Origin of the sequence: Streptomyces daqingensis (assembly GCF_014645895.1) — a bacterium.
Taxonomy (GTDB): domain Bacteria; phylum Actinomycetota; class Actinomycetes; order Streptomycetales; family Streptomycetaceae; genus Streptomyces; species Streptomyces daqingensis.
Window position 1 is genome coordinate 68,047 of sequence record NZ_BMMP01000011.1, and the last position, 17,488, is coordinate 85,534.

The 17,488-nt window shown below is 72.0% G+C and carries 15 protein-coding genes; 6 read left to right on the forward strand and 9 right to left on the reverse strand.

The window, feature by feature from the left end; genetic code table 11:
- Positions 1-17 precede the first annotated feature (17 nt).
- The gene (locus tag IEY56_RS17405) at positions 18-1,622 is read left to right on the forward strand and encodes an N-acyl-D-amino-acid deacylase family protein (RefSeq protein ID WP_189038136.1); all 1,605 of its coding nucleotides are present in this window, start codon (positions 18-20) and stop codon (positions 1,620-1,622) included.
- Positions 1,623-1,724: 102 nt separating this feature from the next.
- Here IEY56_RS17405 and IEY56_RS17410 read toward each other — a convergent pair whose 3' ends face one another.
- Both IEY56_RS17410 and trhA read right to left on the reverse strand, forming a co-directional pair.
- Positions 1,725-2,288, reverse strand: a complete 564-nt coding sequence (locus tag IEY56_RS17410) for a DUF3291 domain-containing protein (protein WP_189038137.1) — start codon at positions 2,286-2,288, stop codon at positions 1,725-1,727.
- Positions 2,289-2,619: 331 nt separating this feature from the next.
- Entirely contained in the window at positions 2,620-3,216 is a 597-nt protein-coding gene (trhA, locus tag IEY56_RS17415; protein WP_229711991.1) for a PAQR family membrane homeostasis protein TrhA, read from the reverse strand.
- Between the two features lie 487 nt (positions 3,217-3,703).
- Between trhA and IEY56_RS17420 the strand changes: the two genes are divergently transcribed.
- A complete protein-coding gene (locus IEY56_RS17420; RefSeq protein ID WP_189038139.1) occupies positions 3,704-5,542 on the forward strand; it encodes a phosphoenolpyruvate carboxykinase (GTP) in 1,839 nt (612 codons plus the stop codon).
- Positions 5,543-5,642: 100 nt separating this feature from the next.
- Here IEY56_RS17420 and IEY56_RS17425 read toward each other — a convergent pair whose 3' ends face one another.
- The 4 genes from IEY56_RS17425 to IEY56_RS17440 all read right to left on the reverse strand — a co-directional run bounded on the left by IEY56_RS17425 (position 5,643) and on the right by IEY56_RS17440 (position 11,063).
- Positions 5,643-6,053, reverse strand: coding sequence for an SCO4983 family protein (locus IEY56_RS17425; protein WP_189038140.1), 411 nt, complete (start codon positions 6,051-6,053; stop codon positions 5,643-5,645).
- A 403-nt stretch (positions 6,054-6,456) separates the two neighbouring features.
- Complete coding sequence (locus tag IEY56_RS17430) at positions 6,457-7,668, reverse strand: pyridoxal phosphate-dependent aminotransferase (RefSeq protein WP_189038141.1); 1,212 nt, start codon at positions 7,666-7,668, stop codon at positions 6,457-6,459.
- Between the two features lie 104 nt (positions 7,669-7,772).
- Positions 7,773-9,821 carry a thioredoxin domain-containing protein gene (locus IEY56_RS17435; RefSeq protein ID WP_189038142.1) on the reverse strand — a complete coding sequence of 683 codons (2,049 nt, stop codon included), beginning with the start codon at positions 9,819-9,821 and terminating at the stop codon, positions 7,773-7,775.
- Positions 9,822-9,899: 78 nt separating this feature from the next.
- On the reverse strand, positions 9,900-11,063 hold the full coding sequence (locus tag IEY56_RS17440; RefSeq protein WP_189038143.1) for a hypothetical protein: 1,164 nt from the start codon (positions 11,061-11,063) through the stop codon (positions 9,900-9,902).
- A gap of 112 nt (positions 11,064-11,175) precedes the next feature.
- On the opposite strand from IEY56_RS17440, the gene IEY56_RS17445 reads away from it, so the two are divergent.
- Positions 11,176-12,354, forward strand: coding sequence for a cystathionine gamma-synthase (locus tag IEY56_RS17445; protein ID WP_189038144.1), 1,179 nt, complete (start codon positions 11,176-11,178; stop codon positions 12,352-12,354).
- Between the two features lie 96 nt (positions 12,355-12,450).
- On the opposite strand, the gene IEY56_RS17450 is transcribed toward IEY56_RS17445, so the two are convergent.
- From IEY56_RS17450 to IEY56_RS17460, 3 genes are all read right to left on the reverse strand, one after another.
- Positions 12,451-12,699, reverse strand: a complete 249-nt coding sequence (locus IEY56_RS17450) for a hypothetical protein (RefSeq protein ID WP_189038145.1) — start codon at positions 12,697-12,699, stop codon at positions 12,451-12,453.
- Positions 12,696-13,274, reverse strand: coding sequence for a sigma factor-like helix-turn-helix DNA-binding protein (locus tag IEY56_RS17455; RefSeq protein WP_189038146.1), 579 nt, complete (start codon positions 13,272-13,274; stop codon positions 12,696-12,698). Before IEY56_RS17455 ends, IEY56_RS17450 begins: the two co-directional genes overlap by 4 nt.
- 64 nt (positions 13,275-13,338) lie before the next feature.
- Positions 13,339-13,872, reverse strand: coding sequence for a MarR family winged helix-turn-helix transcriptional regulator (locus tag IEY56_RS17460; RefSeq protein WP_189038147.1), 534 nt, complete (start codon positions 13,870-13,872; stop codon positions 13,339-13,341).
- A gap of 201 nt (positions 13,873-14,073) precedes the next feature.
- Here IEY56_RS17460 and ilvA point away from each other — a divergent pair, with 201 nt between their 5' ends.
- From ilvA to IEY56_RS17475, 3 genes are all read left to right on the forward strand, one after another.
- Positions 14,074-15,303 (forward strand): threonine ammonia-lyase, encoded by a 1,230-nt coding sequence (gene ilvA, locus IEY56_RS17465; protein ID WP_189038148.1) that lies wholly within the window; start codon positions 14,074-14,076, stop codon positions 15,301-15,303.
- Between the two features lie 210 nt (positions 15,304-15,513).
- On the forward strand, positions 15,514-16,566 hold the full coding sequence (locus IEY56_RS17470; protein ID WP_189038149.1) for an ATP-binding cassette domain-containing protein: 1,053 nt from the start codon (positions 15,514-15,516) through the stop codon (positions 16,564-16,566).
- Positions 16,563-17,429 (forward strand): ABC transporter permease, encoded by an 867-nt coding sequence (locus IEY56_RS17475; RefSeq protein WP_373292112.1) that lies wholly within the window; start codon positions 16,563-16,565, stop codon positions 17,427-17,429. Before IEY56_RS17470 ends, IEY56_RS17475 begins: the two co-directional genes overlap by 4 nt.
- Positions 17,430-17,488: the final 59 nt, after the last annotated feature.

Sequence of the window (17,488 nt, forward strand, 5' to 3'; positions counted from 1 at the left end):
CAGCCGGAGGGGAAGCCATGGACAGCCTGCTGATCCGCGACGCCACCGTCGCCGACGGCTCGGGCGAGCCCGCCTACCGCGCGGACGTCGCCGTCGAAGGGGGACGCGTCACGGCCGTCGTCGCCGAGGGGACCGGCCCGCGCCCGGTGGGCACCGGCCGCACCCTCGACGCCGCGGGCCTCACCCTCGCGCCCGGCTTCATCGACATGCACGCCCACTCCGACCTCGCCCTCCTCCGCGACCCCGACCACTCGGCCAAGGCCGCGCAGGGCGTCACCCTCGAAGTCGTCGGGCAGGACGGGCTCTCCTACGCCCCCGTCGACGACCGCACCCTGGCGGAGGTGCGCAGCGCCATCGCCGGCTGGAACGGTCCCGGCGACGACGTCGACTTCGACTGGCGCACTGTCGGCGAGTACCTGGACCGCATCGACCGCCAGGGCACCGCCGTCAACGCGGCGTACCTCGTACCGCAGGGCAGCGTCCGCATGCTCGCCGTCGGCTGGGACGACCGGCCGGCGACGGCGGAGGAGACCGCCGCGATGCGCCGGCTCGTCGCCGAGGGCCTCGAACAGGGCGCCGTCGGGATGTCCTCGGGCCTCACCTACACGCCCGGCATGTACGCCTCAGACGCCGAACTCACCGAGCTGTGCCGCACGGTGGCCTCCTACGGCGGCTACTACTGCCCGCACCACCGCTCCTACGGCAGGAACGCGCTCCAGGCGTACGAGGAGATGGTCGCCCTCTCCCGGGACGCGGGCTGCGCCCTCCATCTCGCCCACGCCACCATGAACTTCGGCGTCAACGAGGGCAGGGGGCCGGAGCTGACCGCGCTCCTCGACCGCGCCCTGGACGGCGGCGCGGACATCACTCTCGACACCTACCCGTACACCCCGGGGTGCACGACCCTCGTGGCGATGCTGCCCAGCTGGGCCAGTGCCGGCGGCCCCGAGGCGGTCATGGAGCGCCTGGCCGACGACGGGACCTGCGCACGCATCCGGCACACCATGGAGGTCGAGGGCGCCGACGGATGCCACGGCGTACCGATGGACTGGTCGACGATCGAGATCTCCGGGGTGTCCGACCCCGCCCTCTCCGGTCACGTGGGCAGGACGGTGGCCGAGTCGGCAGCGTTGCGTGGCGAGGACGCCTTCACCACCGCACGCCGGCTGCTGGTCGAGGACCGCCTGGGCACGACGATCCTCCAGCACGTCGGCCACGAGGAGAACGTCCGGCACATCATGCGGCACCGGGTGCACACCGCGGGCAGCGACGGCATCCTGCAGGGCGACAAACCGCACCCGCGGGCGTACGGCACCTTTCCCCAGTACCTCGGGCGCTACGTACGGGAGTTGGGCATCCTCTCCCTGGAGGAGTGCGTCGCCCATCTCACCTCGCGCGCGGCCGCCCGGCTGCGTCTGCCCGACCGCGGCCTCGTCCGCGAGGGCTACCGCGCGGACCTCGTCCTCTTCGACGCCGATTCCGTCGCGCCGGGCGCGACGTTCGACAACCCGCGGGCCCTGCCGGTCGGCATCCCGTACGTGCTGGTCGACGGCCGGTTCGTGATGGACGAAGGCCGGCGCACGGACGTCCTCGCCGGACGCTCCGTCCGCCGCACGCCCTGACCTGCGGCGCCTCGCCGGCCCCGGCGCGGGCGCATCCCGTCCGCCGTCACGCGACCGGGGCACCGGACGGCGCACCGGGTCGTGGTCGTCCAGGCTTCCCTGTCAGCAGGCCGGGTGCTCCTCCACCCGATGCCCGACGCCCTTGGTCCTGGCCGGAGTTCCCTCCGGAGTGAACGGCTGCCGGAACGTGAAGGCGTGCGGCGCGGGGCGGTTGCCGTGGAGGTGCTCCAGCCTGGACACCCCGTCGTGCCAGGTGGGGGTCGCGTCGCAGGAGACCCACCAGAGGACGTGGTTCGGGTGGCCCGTCCCCTCGAACCAGTCGTGACGCCGCTTCAGCGCCTCACCGTGCAGACCGGTGTAGACGGCGTCGAAGGCGGCGCGCACGCCGGTCCAGAGGGAGAGGGTCCCGGCCAGGGCGGCCGTCTCCGCCGTACGGCCCTTGCCGTACCAGGCCGGGACGGCGAACTCGCCCCAGGCGCCCCAGTCCGCCTCGAAGAGCGCACCCCGCTCGCCTTCCACCGTCTCGGCACGGCCGATGTACCCCGGCTGCCGGCTCATCCTCCGGTAGACGGCCTCACCGGTGTCGTAGAACTCGCGCGTGAGAGGCGCGGGATCGGCGAGAGGCGACTTGAGGACTCCGAACGTGTACAGCGCGACATGAGGCATACGTCTCTCCCGGGCCGGGGTGCATGGTGAGGTGCCGCTTCGGCGGCGCACGGGAGGACGGAGCTCCCTGGGGCGCGGCCCGCCCGGCCCGTCGCGGGCGGCTCAGCCTGGACGGACTCCCGTGCGGCCGGGGGCGGTCGCCGAAGACCACGTGAAGGTAGCCGTCCCCGCGGGCCCTGTCGAAGTTGCGTTCTCGCTGCTCACGTGGCCTCCCGCAGGAAGCCTCCGAGCCCTGCCCGGTGGCCCCGGGGTGTTGCGGAACGAGTGATGAAGCTGGTTCGCGGTCCCGCAGTCGAGCGGTCCGCGGTCGTGCTGCTACGCGGCCGCGCCGCTATGCGTGCTGGTACGCGACCAGCGAGATCCCCACGTAGTGCACCGCGAAGGCCGCGAGCGTCAACGAGTGGAACACCTCGTGGAATCCGAACCAGCGCGGCGACGGGTTCGGCCGCTTGATGCCGTAGACGACGCCCCCCGCGCTGTAGAGCAGCCCGCCCACGACGACGCAGACGAGCACGGCGATGCCCCCCTCGCGCAGGAAGTCCGGCAGGTAGAAGACGGCCGCCCAGCCCATCGCGATGTAGCAGGGCGTGTAGAGCCACCGCGGGGCGCCGACCCAGAAGACGCGGAAGGCTATGCCGAGCACGGCGGCACCCCACACGCCCCACAGCAGCGGGGCACTGTGGCTTCCGGGCAGCAGCAGGATCGTGAGCGGCGTGTAGGTGCCGGCGATGATCAGGAAGATGTTGGCGTGGTCGAGGCGCCGCAGCACGGCGTGGGCGCGCGGCCCCCAGTCGCCCCGGTGGTACAGCGCGCTGACCCCGAAGAGAAGGCAGGCCGTGAGCGTGTAGACCGCGCACGCGATGCGGCCGCGGGTGCTGTCGGCCAGCGCTGTCAGGAAGACGCCGGCGGCGAGGACGGCGGGGAACATCCCGGCGTGCAGCCAGCCGCGGAGCCGCGGCTTGATGTACGCGGGCAGCGCCGCGGCCGCCGAAGTGACGGACGCCGCGGCCGATTCGAGGGTGGCGGCGGCGGACGAGCCGGCATGGTCCCGCTGCTCGGACCCGCCGGTGCCGTCCGTGAGGCCCGTCGAGCTCACGTGCTGGTCCGGCCGGGAGGCGTCAGTCATACGGCCCATCGTAGCTACGGGGCCGTAACCCACGAATGGCCGGTTGAACACCGAAGCCGGTCGATCGAGTGGCGATGGACACATCCTTTCCATCTGGACATGCAGCCGATACGCTCCCATGCTCAGAGGAGCAAGGGTGGCACCGGATGAGCGAGCCGCACGCACCAGCACAGCAGCACCCGCCACGAACGCATCCGGGCCGCGGCCCCCAAGGGGCAGAAGAGACGAGTCAGACCATCAGCGGATCGATGTGCACGATCCGCACGAACCCTCACAGTCTGGAGAGATCGTGGCGCGCAGTTCTGCGGCTCCTGTCATCAACACCGTTCCGACCCGCCACCAGGAGCTGGTCTCCTGGGTCGAGGAGATCGCCGCCCTGACCGAACCCGAGCGGATCGTCTGGTGCAACGGCTCTGAATCCGAGTACGAGCGCCTGTGCGAAGAGCTCGTGGAGAAGGGCACGTTCACCAAACTCGACCCGGTGAAGCGGCCGCACTCTTACTACGCCGCCTCCGACCCGACCGACGTCGCCCGCGTCGAGGACCGCACGTTCATCTGCTCCGAGAAGGAGGAGGACGCCGGCCCGACCAACCACTGGAAGGCCCCCGACGAGATGCGGGCCCTCTTCCAGGGCGAGGACGGCGAGGCAGGACTCTTCCGCGGCTGCATGCGCGGCCGCACGATGTACGTCGTCCCCTTCTGCATGGGCCCGCTCGGCTCCCCGCTCTCCGCGCTGGGCGTCGAGATCACCGACTCCGCCTACGTCGCCGTCGCCATGCGCACCATGACCCGCATGGGACAGCCGGTCCTCGACGAGCTGGGTGAGGACGGCTTCTTCGTGAAGGCCGTGCACAGCGTCGGCGCCCCGCTGGCACCGGGCGAGCAGGACGTGCCGTGGCCGTGCAACAGCACCAAGTACATCTCCCACTTCCCCGAGACCCGCGAGATCTGGTCCTTCGGCTCCGGCTACGGCGGCAACGCCCTGCTGGGCAAGAAGTGCTACGCCCTGCGCATCGCCTCCGTCATGGCGCGCGACGAGGGCTGGCTCGCCGAGCACATGCTCGTCCTCAAGCTGACGCCGCCGCGCGGTGAGGCCAAGTACGTGGCCGCCGCGTTCCCTTCGGCCTGCGGCAAGACGAACCTGGCCATGCTGGAGCCCACGATCAAGGGCTGGACGGTCGAGACCATCGGCGACGACATCGCCTGGATGCGCTTCGGCGAGGACGGACGGCTCTACGCCATCAACCCCGAGGCGGGCTTCTTCGGCGTCGCCCCCGGCACCGGCGAGCACACCAACGCCAACGCGATGAAGACCCTCTGGGGCAACTCCGTCTTCACCAACGTCGCCCTCACCGACGACGGCGACGTGTGGTGGGAGGGCATGACGGAGGAGGCGCCCGCCCACCTGACGGACTGGAAGGGCAACGACTGGACGCCCGAGTCCGGAACCCCGGCGGCCCACCCCAACGCCCGCTTCACCGTCCCGGCCGGCCAGTGCCCGATCATCGCGCCGGAGTGGGAGGACCCGAAGGGCGTCCCCATCTCGGCGATCCTCTTCGGCGGACGCCGCGCGACGGCCGTCCCGCTGGTGACGGAGTCCCTGAGCTGGCAGCACGGCGTCTTCCTGGGCGCGAACGTGGCCAGCGAGAAGACGGCCGCCGCCGAGGGCAAGGTCGGCGAGCTCCGCCGCGACCCCTTCGCCATGCTGCCCTTCTGCGGCTACAACATGGGCGACTACTTCGCCCACTGGGTGAAGGTCGGGAAGAACGCCGACCAGGCCAAGCTGCCGAAGATCTACTACGTCAACTGGTTCAAGAAGGACGAGGACGGCAAGTTCGTCTGGCCGGGCTTCGGTGAGAACAGCCGCGTCCTGAAGTGGATCGTGCAGCGGCTCAACGGCGAGGCCGAGGGCGTCGAGACGCCCATCGGCGTGCTGCCGACGAAGGAGTCCCTCGACCGGGACGGCCTCGAACTCTCCGACGAGGAGCTCGACTTCGTCCTGAAGGTCGACAAGGAGGTGTGGCGCGAGGAGGCGGCGCTCGTGCCCGACCACCTCAACACCTTCGGCGACCACACACCGAAGGAGCTGTGGGACGAGTACCACGCCCTGGTCGAACGCCTGGGCTGACGCCCGGACTTGACGCCCTCCCCCGGCCCGCGAGAGTGCCGGCCGGGGGAGGGCGTCGTGTGCGGTGTGGGGAACGGCGGCAGCCGTCCGTCCCGGCCGGTCAGGCGGCCGTGAGCCCGAGCGCCGAGGCGTGCCTGTCCCGGCACTCGGTGGCCAGGCGGACGGCTTCCTCGTCGTCCCGGTACGTGGCGATCACGACCGCGTGCCCGGCGAGGGTGTGCGCCCGGTGGTGGAGCGAGTCGATGTGCTCGGGGTCGGCCACGCGCACGGACGGGGCCGCGCGCAGCGGTGCGGCGCCGTCCCGGAGGCGGGTCACCTGCTCCGCCAACTCCGCGCTCGCCTCGTCCAGTTCGGAGCTCGGCGTGAGGGCACGCAGCTCGTCCGTCACCGTGAGCAGAGCAGTGAGGTGCCCTGCCAGCCGGATCTGCAGCTCCTCGGCCCGCGTACGGTGCGGGAAATCCGCGTCGGCAGCCATGGAGTGCACCGACTTGGCGCGGATCGGTTCGTACATGATCGGCCTCCTGGGTGACGTGGCCAGAAAACTATCCTAACTTGGACCAGGTCTAAAGTTGAGCCATGTACATGAAAGGCTGACGCGCTTTTCGGGGATGCCGCCGCGACCAGGGGCGCAGCGCGCACAACGGCGTCGACTCGCCATCGCGGGTTCGCTCGTACACCTCCGGGAACCACGGCCACGCGACCCACACGCAGAGGGGCCCCGCCCCGTCCGGCACAGCGCACAGGCAGGCGGGCAGCGCGGAACGACCCCTTCACCTGGGGCGTCACTCACCGTGTGACCGGTGTGCCCCCGCGGCACAGCTCGCCGGTGGCCCGGTCGGCGGGAACGGGCGCACCCTGCGCGGCGCCGCGACCGCGCAGCAGACGGTGCCGGCGGCGCGGCGTGCTTCCCGCCGCTACGGCTGCCCGTACCCGTCGAGGAAGGCGCCGATACGGGTGACCGCGTCCTCCAGTTCGTCGACGGGCGGCAGGTTGACGATGCGGAAGTGGTCCGGTTCAGGCCAGTTGAAGCCCGTGCCGTGGACGATCATGATCTGCTCGGCCCGGAGCAGGTCGAGCACCATCTCCCGGTCGTCCTTGATCTTGTAGACCTTCGGGTCGAGCCGGGGGAAGGCGTAGATGGCGCCCTTCGGCTTCACGCAGGTCACGCCCGGGATCTGCGTCAGCAGCTCGTGGACGGTGTCGCGCTGCTCCAGGAGCCGCCCGCCGGGCAGGACGAGGTCCTTGATCGACTGGCGCCCTCCGAGCGCCGCGGCCACGGCGTGCTGCGCGGGCATGTTCGCGCACAGCCGCATGTTGGCCAGGATCGTGAGGCCCTCGATGTAGCTCTGGGCGTGGTGCTTCGGACCGCAGACGGCCATCCAGCCGCTGCGGTAGCCGGCCACTCGGTACGCCTTCGACAGGCCGTTGAAGGTGACGGTGAGCAGGTCGGGGGCGACGACCGTGGTCGGCGTGTGCGTCGCGCCGTCGTAGAGGATCTTGTCGTAGATCTCGTCCGAGTAGACGATGAGGCCGTGCCGGCGGGCGATGTCGGTGAGGCCGCGGAGCATCTCCTCGTCGTAGACCGCACCCGTCGGGTTGTTCGGGTTGATGACGACGAGCGCCTTCGTCCGGTCGGTGACCTTGCGCTCCACATCGGCCAGGTCCGGCATCCAGTCGGACTGCTCGTCGCAGCGGTAGTGCACGGCCGTACCGCCGGACAGCGAGACGGAGGCCGTCCACAGCGGGTAGTCCGGTGCGGGGACGAGCACCTCGTCGCCGTCGTCGAGCAGGGCCTGCATCGACATCTGGATCAGCTCGGAGACGCCGTTGCCGAGGTAGATGTCCTCGACCGACAGTTCGACGCCCTGCGTCTGGTAGTGCTGCATCACCGCGCGGCGGGCGGAGAGCAGCCCCTTCGCGTCCCCGTAGCCGTGGGCCTCGCCCACGTTGCGGACCATGTCCTCGAGGATCTCCGGCGGGCACTCGAACCCGAAGGCCGCGGGGTTGCCGGTGTTGAGCTTGAGGATGCGGTGACCCGCCGCCTCCAGCCGTGTCGCCTCCTCAAGAACCGGACCGCGGATCTCGTAACAGACGTTGGCGAGCTTCGTCGACTGGATCACCTGCATATCGCCACCATACGGGCGGGTCCGGTGCTGCGCCTCGTGTTATTGCTCACCCCGGGGCAGGGGCCGGGCCGCACGGGACGGTGTGCCCGTCCCGCCGCGGCGTCTCACTCCCGCAGGGCCCGCTCCAGCACCGCCTGGTCCGAGGTCGGGGCGTCGCACGTGAAGTTGCGGCAGACGTAGGCCGTCGGCCTGCCGTCCAGCAGCGGACGGTCCCGCAGCAGCGGAACGTCCAGCGCGGCCGGGGAGTTGGGCTCGCCGAGCGCGACGACCGCGCCGGGAGCGGTGGACAGCAGGGCCGTCCGGTGCAGCTCCGAGGTGACGGTGTCCGTGCCCGGCCCGACCACGGCGACCTCGCGGGGGCCGTCGAGAGCGGCCTCCGCCGCGGCGAGGCCCCAGCCGATGAAGCGGGGCGCGCGGGCCGCCAGTGCCCGCACGATGCCCAACGCCCGTTCCGCGGCCTCCCGGTGGCGGCTGCTGCCGGTGAAGGCGGCGTAGGAGAGCAGGGCCTGCGCGGCGGCCGTCCAGCCCGACGGGGTCGCGCTGTCGGTGGGGTCCTGGGGGCGGCGGATGAGGACCTCGGCGTCGTCCGCCGTGTCGTAGAGCGTGCCGTCGGGCGCCGTGAAGTGGACGAGCACCGTCTCCAGCAGCACGCCCGCGCGCTCCAGCCGACTCGCCTCGCCCGTCACGGAGTAGAGGCTCATCAGGCCTTCCGCCACATCGGCGTAGTCCTCCAGGACTCCCGCGCTCGGACCGGCCGTCCCGTCGCGCGAGGTGCGTACGAGGCGGCCGTCCCCGTTCATGTGCACCTCCGTGAGCAGGCGTGCCGCCGCGGCGGCGGCGTCGACGAGGTCGGGGCGTCCGAAGTAGGCGCCGGTTTCCGCGAGGGCGGCGACGGCCATGCCGTTCCAGGCGGCCACGACCTTGTCGTCGCGCTCGGGCCGGGGGCGCTCCTCACGGGCGCGCAGCAGCCGCTCCCGTACGGACGCGGCCCGCTGCCCGTCGTCGTCACCGCCCGGCTCCCCCTCTCCCGCGGGGAGCTGGAGTACCGAGGCGCCCTCCTCGAAGGTGCCCTGCTGCGTCACTCCGTAGCGTTCCGCGGCCCAACGGGCGTCCTCCTCGCCGAGCACCTCGCTCAGCTCCGCGGGCGTCCACACGTAGTACGCGCCCTCGCGGTGGCGGCCGCTCCCGTCGTCGCTGTCGGCGTCCAGAGCCGAGGCGAAACCGCCCTGCGCGGTGCCCAGTTCGCGCACCATGAAGTCCGCGGTCTCCAGCGCGACGCGGCGCGCCAGCTCCGAACCGGTGGCCCGCCAGACGTGGGCGTAGACGCGGCACAGCAGCGCGTTGTCGTAGAGCATCTTCTCGAAGTGCGGCACGACCCAGCCGGCGTCGACGGAGTAGCGGGCGAAGCCCCCGGCGAGCTGGTCGTAGACGCCGCCGCGCGCCATGGCCTCGCAGGTGCGCTCGGCCATCTCCAGCGCCCCCTCCGCACCGGTGCGCGCGTGGTGGCGGAGCAGGAACTCCAGCGCCATGGAGGGCGGGAACTTCGGCGCCCCGCCGAACCCGCCGCGCGAGGAGTCGAATTCGCGGGTCAACTCCAGCAGCGCGCCCGCCAGTTCCTCCGGTCCCGGAGGCTCCGGCTGCTCGTAGCGGATCCCGCGGTTCGCGAGGTCCCGCGCGATGCGCCCGGCGACGTCGGCGACCTCCTCCCGCCGGTCGGCCCACGCCGTCGCGACGCCCTCCAGCACCTGCCGGAACGAGGGCATCCCGTGCCGGGGCGCCGGCGGGAAGTACGTACCGAAGTAGAAGGGCTCGGCCTCGGGGTTGAGGAAGACCGTCATGGGCCAGCCGCCCTGGCCGGTGGCCGCCTGCACGGCCTCCATGTAGACCGAGTCGACGTCGGGACGCTCCTCGCGGTCGACCTTCACGGAGACGAAGTGCTCGTTGAGGTACTCGGCGGTCGCCTCGTCCTCGAAGCTCTCGTGCGCCATGACGTGGCACCAGTGGCAGCTCGCGTACCCGACGCTCAGCAGCACCGGCACGCCGCGCCTGCGGGCCTCGGCGAACGCCTCCTCCGACCAGGGCCACCAGTCGACGGGGTTCTCCGCGTGCTGCAGCAGGTAGGGGCTGGTCTCGTCCGCGAGTCGGTTAGCCATCCCTCCATCGTGCACGACGCACGTCCGCGCGTGCCGCCCCGGCCGCCCGCGTCTCCTCCCCCGCGGGCCGGCGCCCGGTCAGAGCTGCGCGTGCGCGCCGCCCGACGCCTCCCAGCCCGCCACCGCCAGCGCGCGGTACGCCGCGTAGTGCTGGGCCGGGTCGCCCGAGTCGGCCCACGGCATCGCCCCGACGTAGCCGTCCACCACGCGCAGCGCCTCCATCGCCTCGCCGTACCGCTCGGCGCGTACGAGGAAGCAGACGAGCATGTGCAGGACGTGCGCCCGTACCGGGTGACGGTCCTCCACCTGGTCGACGGCGTACTCCGCCGCCTCCACGGCCTTCTCGACCTCCTCGCTCTGGTACAGCCCCCGCACGACGTTGACCTCCGGCAGGTGCTCGTACACCGCGAAGAGCGGCAGCGCGGGCAGGAGAGTGCCCTCGGGAGCCCGGGCGGCGGCAGCCTGCGCGAAGGCGTCGGCCTCGGCGCGGGAACCGCACCCCTTCTCCGACCAGTAGGGCAGCGCCGCCAGGTGCGCGCCCATGTGGTGCGGCGCCTTCCGCCGCACCGTGGCCCACAGCTCCTCGAAGTCCGCCCGCCGGTACGAGAGACGGCGGGCGATGAACAGTTCGGTGATGTGCGGCGTGGGGTCGGCGGGGGCCAGCCTGACCGCCTCCTCGCAGACGGTGCGCGCCTCCTCCAGGATGATGCGGTGGTCCGTGGACGAGGGGTCCGTCAGCGCCTGCCAGACGAGGAACTGCGCGTACACCTCCGCCCCGCCCGCGTCGTCCGCCTGCTGCGTACGCCACTCGCGCAGCCAGCGCGCGTCCCTCGCGGCGGCGTCCTTGCGGAAGGAGACACCGCCGCTCGCGTCACCCGCGGGGGCGTCCGGCACGCCCAGCTCCCGGGCCCGCGCCAGCTCCATCGCGGCGGCGCCCGCCAGCGACTGCACCCGCTGCCAGCGCAGCTCCCACTCGTCGCCGGTGAGCGCGAGCATGCGGGCGACGGGCTGCCAGTCCTGGGTGCGCTGGGTCTCCTCCAGCGCTTCGACGAGCTCCTCGTCCGGGCCGGGCAGCCGCACGTCGAGGTGCTCCGCGGGCACGAATCCGTAGCCGCCGCCGGGGTCGAGGGCCCGGGCGTAGCCCTGGGCGCCCTCCAGCCGCTGCCGGCGCCGGCGTATCGCGGGTGCGACGAGGACGCCGAAGATGGCGGTCAGTGCAACGAGTACGAGCAGGGCTTCCATGGGTGCGTTTCTCCCCGTGAGTACGCGTGTGCCGCGTTTGAGGCGGCGCTCGGAGGACGCGGTTCGTCGTAGCCGCTCCGCCTCCACCGTACGGCGCATTACCCTTCGCCCCATGACCGACCAGCACCTCGACGGGCCGACGCCCCAGAACTTCGAGACCCTCGCGATCCATGCGGGGCAGACCGCGGACCCCGCCACCGGGGCGGTCGTGCCGCCCATCTACCAGGTGTCCACGTACAAGCAGGACGGGGTCGGGGGGCTCCGCGGCGGCTACGAGTACAGCCGCTCCGCGAACCCCACCCGCACCGCCCTGGAGCAGAACCTGGCCGCGCTGGAAGGCGGGCGCAACGGCTTCGCCTTCGCCTCCGGCATGGCCGCGGAGGACTGCCTCCTGCGGACGCTGCTCGTGCCGGGCGACCACGTCGTCATCCCCAACGACGCCTACGGGGGCACCTTCCGCCTCTTCGCGCGGGTCGCCGAGCGGTGGGGCGTGGAGTGGTCGGTCGCCGACTCCTCCGACCCCGCCGCGGTACGCGCCGCGCTCCGAGACCGCACGAAGGCCGTGTGGATCGAGACGCCCTCCAACCCCCTCCTCGGCATCAGCGACATCACGGCGCTCGCCGAGGTCGCACACGGTGCGGGGGCCCGGCTGGTCGTCGACAACACCTTCGCCAGCCCGTACCTGCAGCAGCCGCTCGGCCTGGGCGCGGACGTCGTCGTGCACTCGACGACGAAGTACATGGGCGGGCACTCCGACGTGGTCGGCGGCGCCCTCGTCGTCGACGAGGCGGAACTGGCGGCGGAGATCGCCTTCCACCAGAACGCCATGGGCGCCGTGGCCGGCCCCTTCGACTCCTGGCTGGTGATGCGCGGGACGAAGACGCTGGCCGTACGGATGGACCGGCACAGCGCCAACGCGACCCGCGTCGCCGAGATGCTCACCGCGCACCCCAAGGTGACCCAGGTGTACTACCCGGGGCTCCCCTCCCATCCGGGGCACGAGACCGCCGCGAAGCAGATGCGCGCCTTCGGCGGGATGGTCTCCTTCCGCTTGGCGGACGGCGAGGAGGCGGCCGTGCGCGTGTGCGACAGCACCGAGCTGTTCACGCTCGGGGAGTCGCTCGGCGGCGTCGAGTCGCTGATCGAGCACCCGGCACGCATGACGCACGCGTCGGCGGCGGGATCGGCACTGGAGGTCCCCTCCGACCTGATCCGGCTCTCGGTCGGCATCGAGTCGGCGGAGGACCTGCTGGCGGACCTGCGTCAGGCACTGCAGAAGGCCCTGGGCTGAGGCGGGCGGGGACCGCCGGGCGGCGGTCCCCGTCAGCCGCCGCGTGCGCCGCCGGCCTCACGAAGCCCCAGCGCTCACAGGCGTCGACGGCCGCCGCTACCAGCCGAGAGGCGGCGTCGTCTGCTGCGGCGGCCCCACCCAGGGTTCGGTGACCGCTGCCCACACCGCGAAGGCGACGGCGGCCGCGAAGAAGATCCACAGCAGCCACTGCGCCGTGCGCCGGCGGTGCGCCGTGCGGAGCCCGAGCAGCATCGCGCGCTCGGCGAGGTCCGTCGGTACGGGGCCGGGTGTGCCGCTCTCCAGCATGGCCCGCACCTCGGTCTCCTTGCGGTCGGGAAGTCTCATGCGACGCCCTCCGGGTCCCGTCCGGCACGCTCGCCTCTCCTCGCGCCGCCCAGGCCGCCGGAATCCGGCGCCCCCGCCTCGCGGAACACCGCGCCGGAGACGAGGCGCCGGATGCCCTGGCGGCCGTCGCCGCCCGCCTCCGCGCTGCTCAGCATCGCCGCCATCCCCCTCTTGGACAGCTCGCGTACACGCTCGACCGGAAGTCCCAGCGTGGCGGCGACCTGCTCCTCCGCCACACCCTCGTAGAGCCGCAGCACCAGCATCAGCCGCTCCTGCGGCGGCAGCCGCCCCAGCAGCCCGCCGCGCGGCCGCCGGTACCGCCAGGCGTGGTGCGCGAAGTGCACCGCCAGGTCGTGCCGCGTGTGTTCGTACGGATCCTCGCCGCGCAATCGGTCCCAGTCCGCGTACGTACGGGACAGAGCCCCCACGAGGAGCTGCTGCGCGGCCGGAGCGGCTCCGGACGGTTCCGCCGTGAGCAGCGTGGCGGCATGCAGCAGCCTGCCTGCCGCGCCCGCGACGAACGACTCGAACTCACGGACTCGGCGGCGTTCCCGTCGTTCTCGCCGGTCACCCACCGTGTGCGCCTCCCACCCGCCCTGCGGCGCCTATGGCCATAGGACGGCAGCAGGGCTGATCAAATCAAGAGGCGGGCGTGCTCGGAACGGCGGACGGCTGTATCCCCTCTATCGCCGCGTTGAAGCGGGTCAGCAGCAGGCAGAACGTCTCCCGCTCGTCCTCGCTCCAGTCCTCCGTCAGCAGCGCCATCAGCTCGCGGCGCGAGGACCGCACCTGCTCCAAGCGCGAAGAGCCGTGCGGCGAGAGCCTGAGGACGACGGCGCGGCCGTCCTCCGGGTGCGTGGTGCGCGTGACCAGCCCGGCGTCGACGAGGGGCGCGACCTGCCGGGTGACGGTGGAGGAGTCGATGCCCATGCCCGAGGCGAGCGCCTTGACCCCCATGGGGCCGACCTGGTCGAGCCTGTTGAGCAGCAGGTAGGCCGCGCGGTCCATGGAGTTGCGCGCCTGCCCGAGCCCGCCGAGCCGCGTCTGCTCCGCGCGGCGCGCGAAGACGGCGACCTGATGCTGCATGGCGTCGAGGACGGGGCCCGCGGCCTCGTGTTCCCCGGAGGCACCGTCCGGGCTGTCGTGAGTCATCGTGTCCGGTTGCGTGGGCATACCGAGGTGCTCGCTTCTTAGGAAGTGTCCAAGGGCACGTAACGAACTTGGCTGACGAGGTCCTGACCGACTTCGCTGACGTACTCGGTCTGTGCTGACCAGCCTACGCGGCGACGGCGCGGGCCGTGCCTCCGCTGCGTGAACCCGTGCGGGGAGGTATCCTGCGGGGCTCTTCCGGCGTCGAGCTGCGAGACTGGCCGCATGGTCTCCCCCTCCGATGCGCCCGCGCTGTCCGTCGAGGACGTACGGGCCGCGCAGAAGACGCTCTCCGGCGTGGCCCGGACGACGGCGATGGAAGGCAGCCGCCACCTCACGTCCCTGGTCGGCTCGCCCGTCCACTTCAAGTGCGAGAACCTGCAGCGCACCGGCTCCTTCAAGCTGCGCGGCGCCTACGTGCGCATCGCGGGCCTCACCCACGAGGAGCGCTCCCGCGGAGTCGTGGCGGCCAGCGCGGGCAACCACGCGCAGGGCGTGGCCCTGGCGGCCTCGCTCCTCGGCGTCGCCTCCACCGTGTTCATGCCGGAGGGCGCGCCGCTGCCGAAGGTCGCGGCGACTCGCGACTACGGGGCGGAGGTCCGGCTGCACGGCCAGGTCGTCGACGAGACGCTGCACGCCGCGCGCGAGCACGCGCAGCGGACGGGCGCCGTCTTCATCCACCCCTTCGACCACCGCGACGTCGTGGCGGGGCAGGGCACGCTCGGGCTGGAGATCCTCGAGCAGTGCCCGGAGGTCCGCACGATCGTGGTCGGCGTGGGCGGCGGCGGGCTGCTCGCGGGGATCGCGGTGGCCGTCAGGGAACTCCGCCCGGACGTACGGCTGGTGGGCGTGCAGGCCGAGGGCGCGGCCGCCTATCCCCCGTCGCTGTCCGCGGGCGCGCCGGTGACCCTGGAGTCGGTCTCGACCATGGCCGACGGCATCAAGGTGGGCCGCCCCGGGGACGTGCCCTTCAAAATCATTGGCGACCTCGTCGACGAGGTCCGTACGGTGTCCGAGGACGCGCTGTCCAGCGGACTCCTGCTCTGCCTGGAGCGCGCCAAGCTCGTCGTGGAGCCCGCCGGCGCGAGCCCGGTGGCCGCACTGCTCTCCCAGCCGGACGCCTTCGAGGGGCCCGTGGTGGCGGTGCTCTCGGGGGGCAACGTCGACCCGCTGCTGATGCAGCGGACTCTGCGGCACGGCATGGCGGCGGCGGGCCGCTACCTGTCGTTGCGGCTGCGGCTGACGGACCGTCCGGGGGCCCTGGCGGCTCTCCTCCAGGAGTTGTCAGTGGTGGACGCTAACGTCCTGGACGTCAGCCATGTACGGACCGATCCGCGGCTCGGGCTGGACGAGGTGGAGGTGGAGCTGCACTTGGAGACCCAGGGCCCGGAGCACTGCACCGACGTCGCGGACACCCTGCGCGCGGCCGGTTACAAGGTGGTCCCGACCCGCTGAGACACCCGCCCGCGGCACCCGGAGAGCGCGCCGGACCGAGGGGGGAACTCGCGCCACACTCGCGACTGTCGCGATTGCTTGACGCGATGTATCGCGTTCACGGATACTGCTGCTCTGCGTAGTCCGCAGAGACAGCTGTTCACTTCGCGTGCCGGACATGTCCGGCACCCACCAGTCACCACTCGCCTCTCCACACCTGGGAGCCCACTTATGCCAGGCGCCATTTACGCCGAGGGTCTGGTCAAGACCTTCGGCGAGGTAAGGGCACTGGACGGCGTCGACCTCGACGTCCCCGAGGGCACCGTGCTGGGTCTGCTCGGCCCGAACGGCGCCGGCAAGACCACAGCCGTGCGGGTGCTCACCACCCTCCTCACGCCCGACAGCGGCAAGGCCGTCGTCGCCGGACTCGACGTCCTCAAGCAGCCCCACGAGGTGCGGCGCTCCATCGGCCTCTCCGGCCAGTTCGCCGCCATCGACGAATACCTGACCGGCAGGGAGAACCTGCAGATGGTCGGGCAGCTCTACCAGCTCCCCGCACGCGAGGCGAAAGCACGCGCGGCCGAACTGCTGGAGCGGTTCAACCTCTCGGACGCGGCGGATCGCACGGCCAAGACGTACTCCGGCGGCATGCGCCGCCGGCTGGACCTCGCCGCCGCCCTGGTCGTCCGTCCGCCCGTGATGTTCATGGACGAGCCGACCACCGGCCTCGACCCCCGGAACCGGCTCCAGCTCTGGGAGGTCATCGAGGACCTGGTGGCCGGGGGCACGACGCTGCTGCTCACCACGCAGTACCTGGAGGAGGCCGACCGCCTCGCGCACGACATCGCCGTCGTCGACCACGGCAAGGTCATCGCCCGCGGCACGTCCGACCAGCTCAAGGCACAGACGGGCGGCGAGCGGATCGAGGTCGTGGTGCACGACCGCGGCCAGATCCCCACGGCAGAGGCTCTGCTCGCCGCGCACAGCGTGCAGGGCGCCGCGCAGAGCGGCGTCACCGTCGAACAGCACACCCGCAGGCTCACCGTCCCCGTGACCGGCGGCGCCAAGCTGCTCGCGGAGGTCATCCGCGAACTCGACTCGCGCGGCATCGAGATCGACGACATCGGGCTGCGCCGTCCCACCCTCGACGACGTCTTCATCACCCTCACGGGACACGGAGCCGAGGACGAGGAGACCGCGCCGGCCGAGGGCGACGCCACCGAGGCGGCCGGCGGCAAGAAGAAGCGGAAGTCCAGGAAGCAGAAGAAGGAGGCCGTCAAGTGACTGCCACCAGCACGGCGCCGACGGCCCCCCGTCCGGCCGCCCCGGCCGGCGGCGGCCTCCGCCAGTCCGTCACCGACTCGCTGACCATGGCGAAGCGCAACCTCATCCGCATGGTGCGCATCCCCGAGGTGGTCATCTTCGGGCTGTTCCAGCCCATCATGTTCGTGGTGCTCTTCAGCTACGTCTTCGGGGGCTCCATCAACCTGCCGGGCGCGGGCCTCGATCCGGGCCTCTACCGCGAGTTCCTGATGGCCGGGATCTTCGCCCAGACCGTCACGTTCGCCACCGCCGGGGCGGGCGCGGGCATCGCCGAGGACATGCACAAGGGCCTCATCGACCGCTTCCGCTCGCTGCCCATGGCGCGCGGCGCGGTCCTCACGGGGCGGACGATCGCGGACCTCGTCCAGACCGCCCTGACCTTGATAGTGCTGGCCGTCGTCGCGGCGCTCGTCGGCTGGCGCACCCATGAGAACGGGCTGAAGGTGCTCGCCGGGTTCGGCCTGCTGCTTCTCCTCGGCTACGCCTTCACCTGGATCGGCGCGCTGATCGGCCTGTCGGTCCGCACGCCGGAGGCGGCGACCTCGGGCGGGCTCATCTGGCTCTTCCCGCTGACGTTCATCTCGAACGCCTTCGTGCCGTCGCAGAACATGCCGACGGTCCTGCGGCACATCGCCGAGTGGAACCCGTTCAGCGCCACCGTGCAGGCCTGCCGCGAGCTGTTCGGCAACCTCCCGCCGAACTACCCGGTGCCCGACGCCTGGCCGATGCAGCACCCGGCGTGGGCCTCGCTGATCTGGTCGATCGCGATCATCCTGTTCTTCCGGACTCTCGCGGTGCGCAAGTACAAGTCCGCCACGGCCTGAGCGCCGGACAGACCGGAGGGCGGCCGGCGGGCCGCCGGAGCAAGACCGGCGGAAGCCTG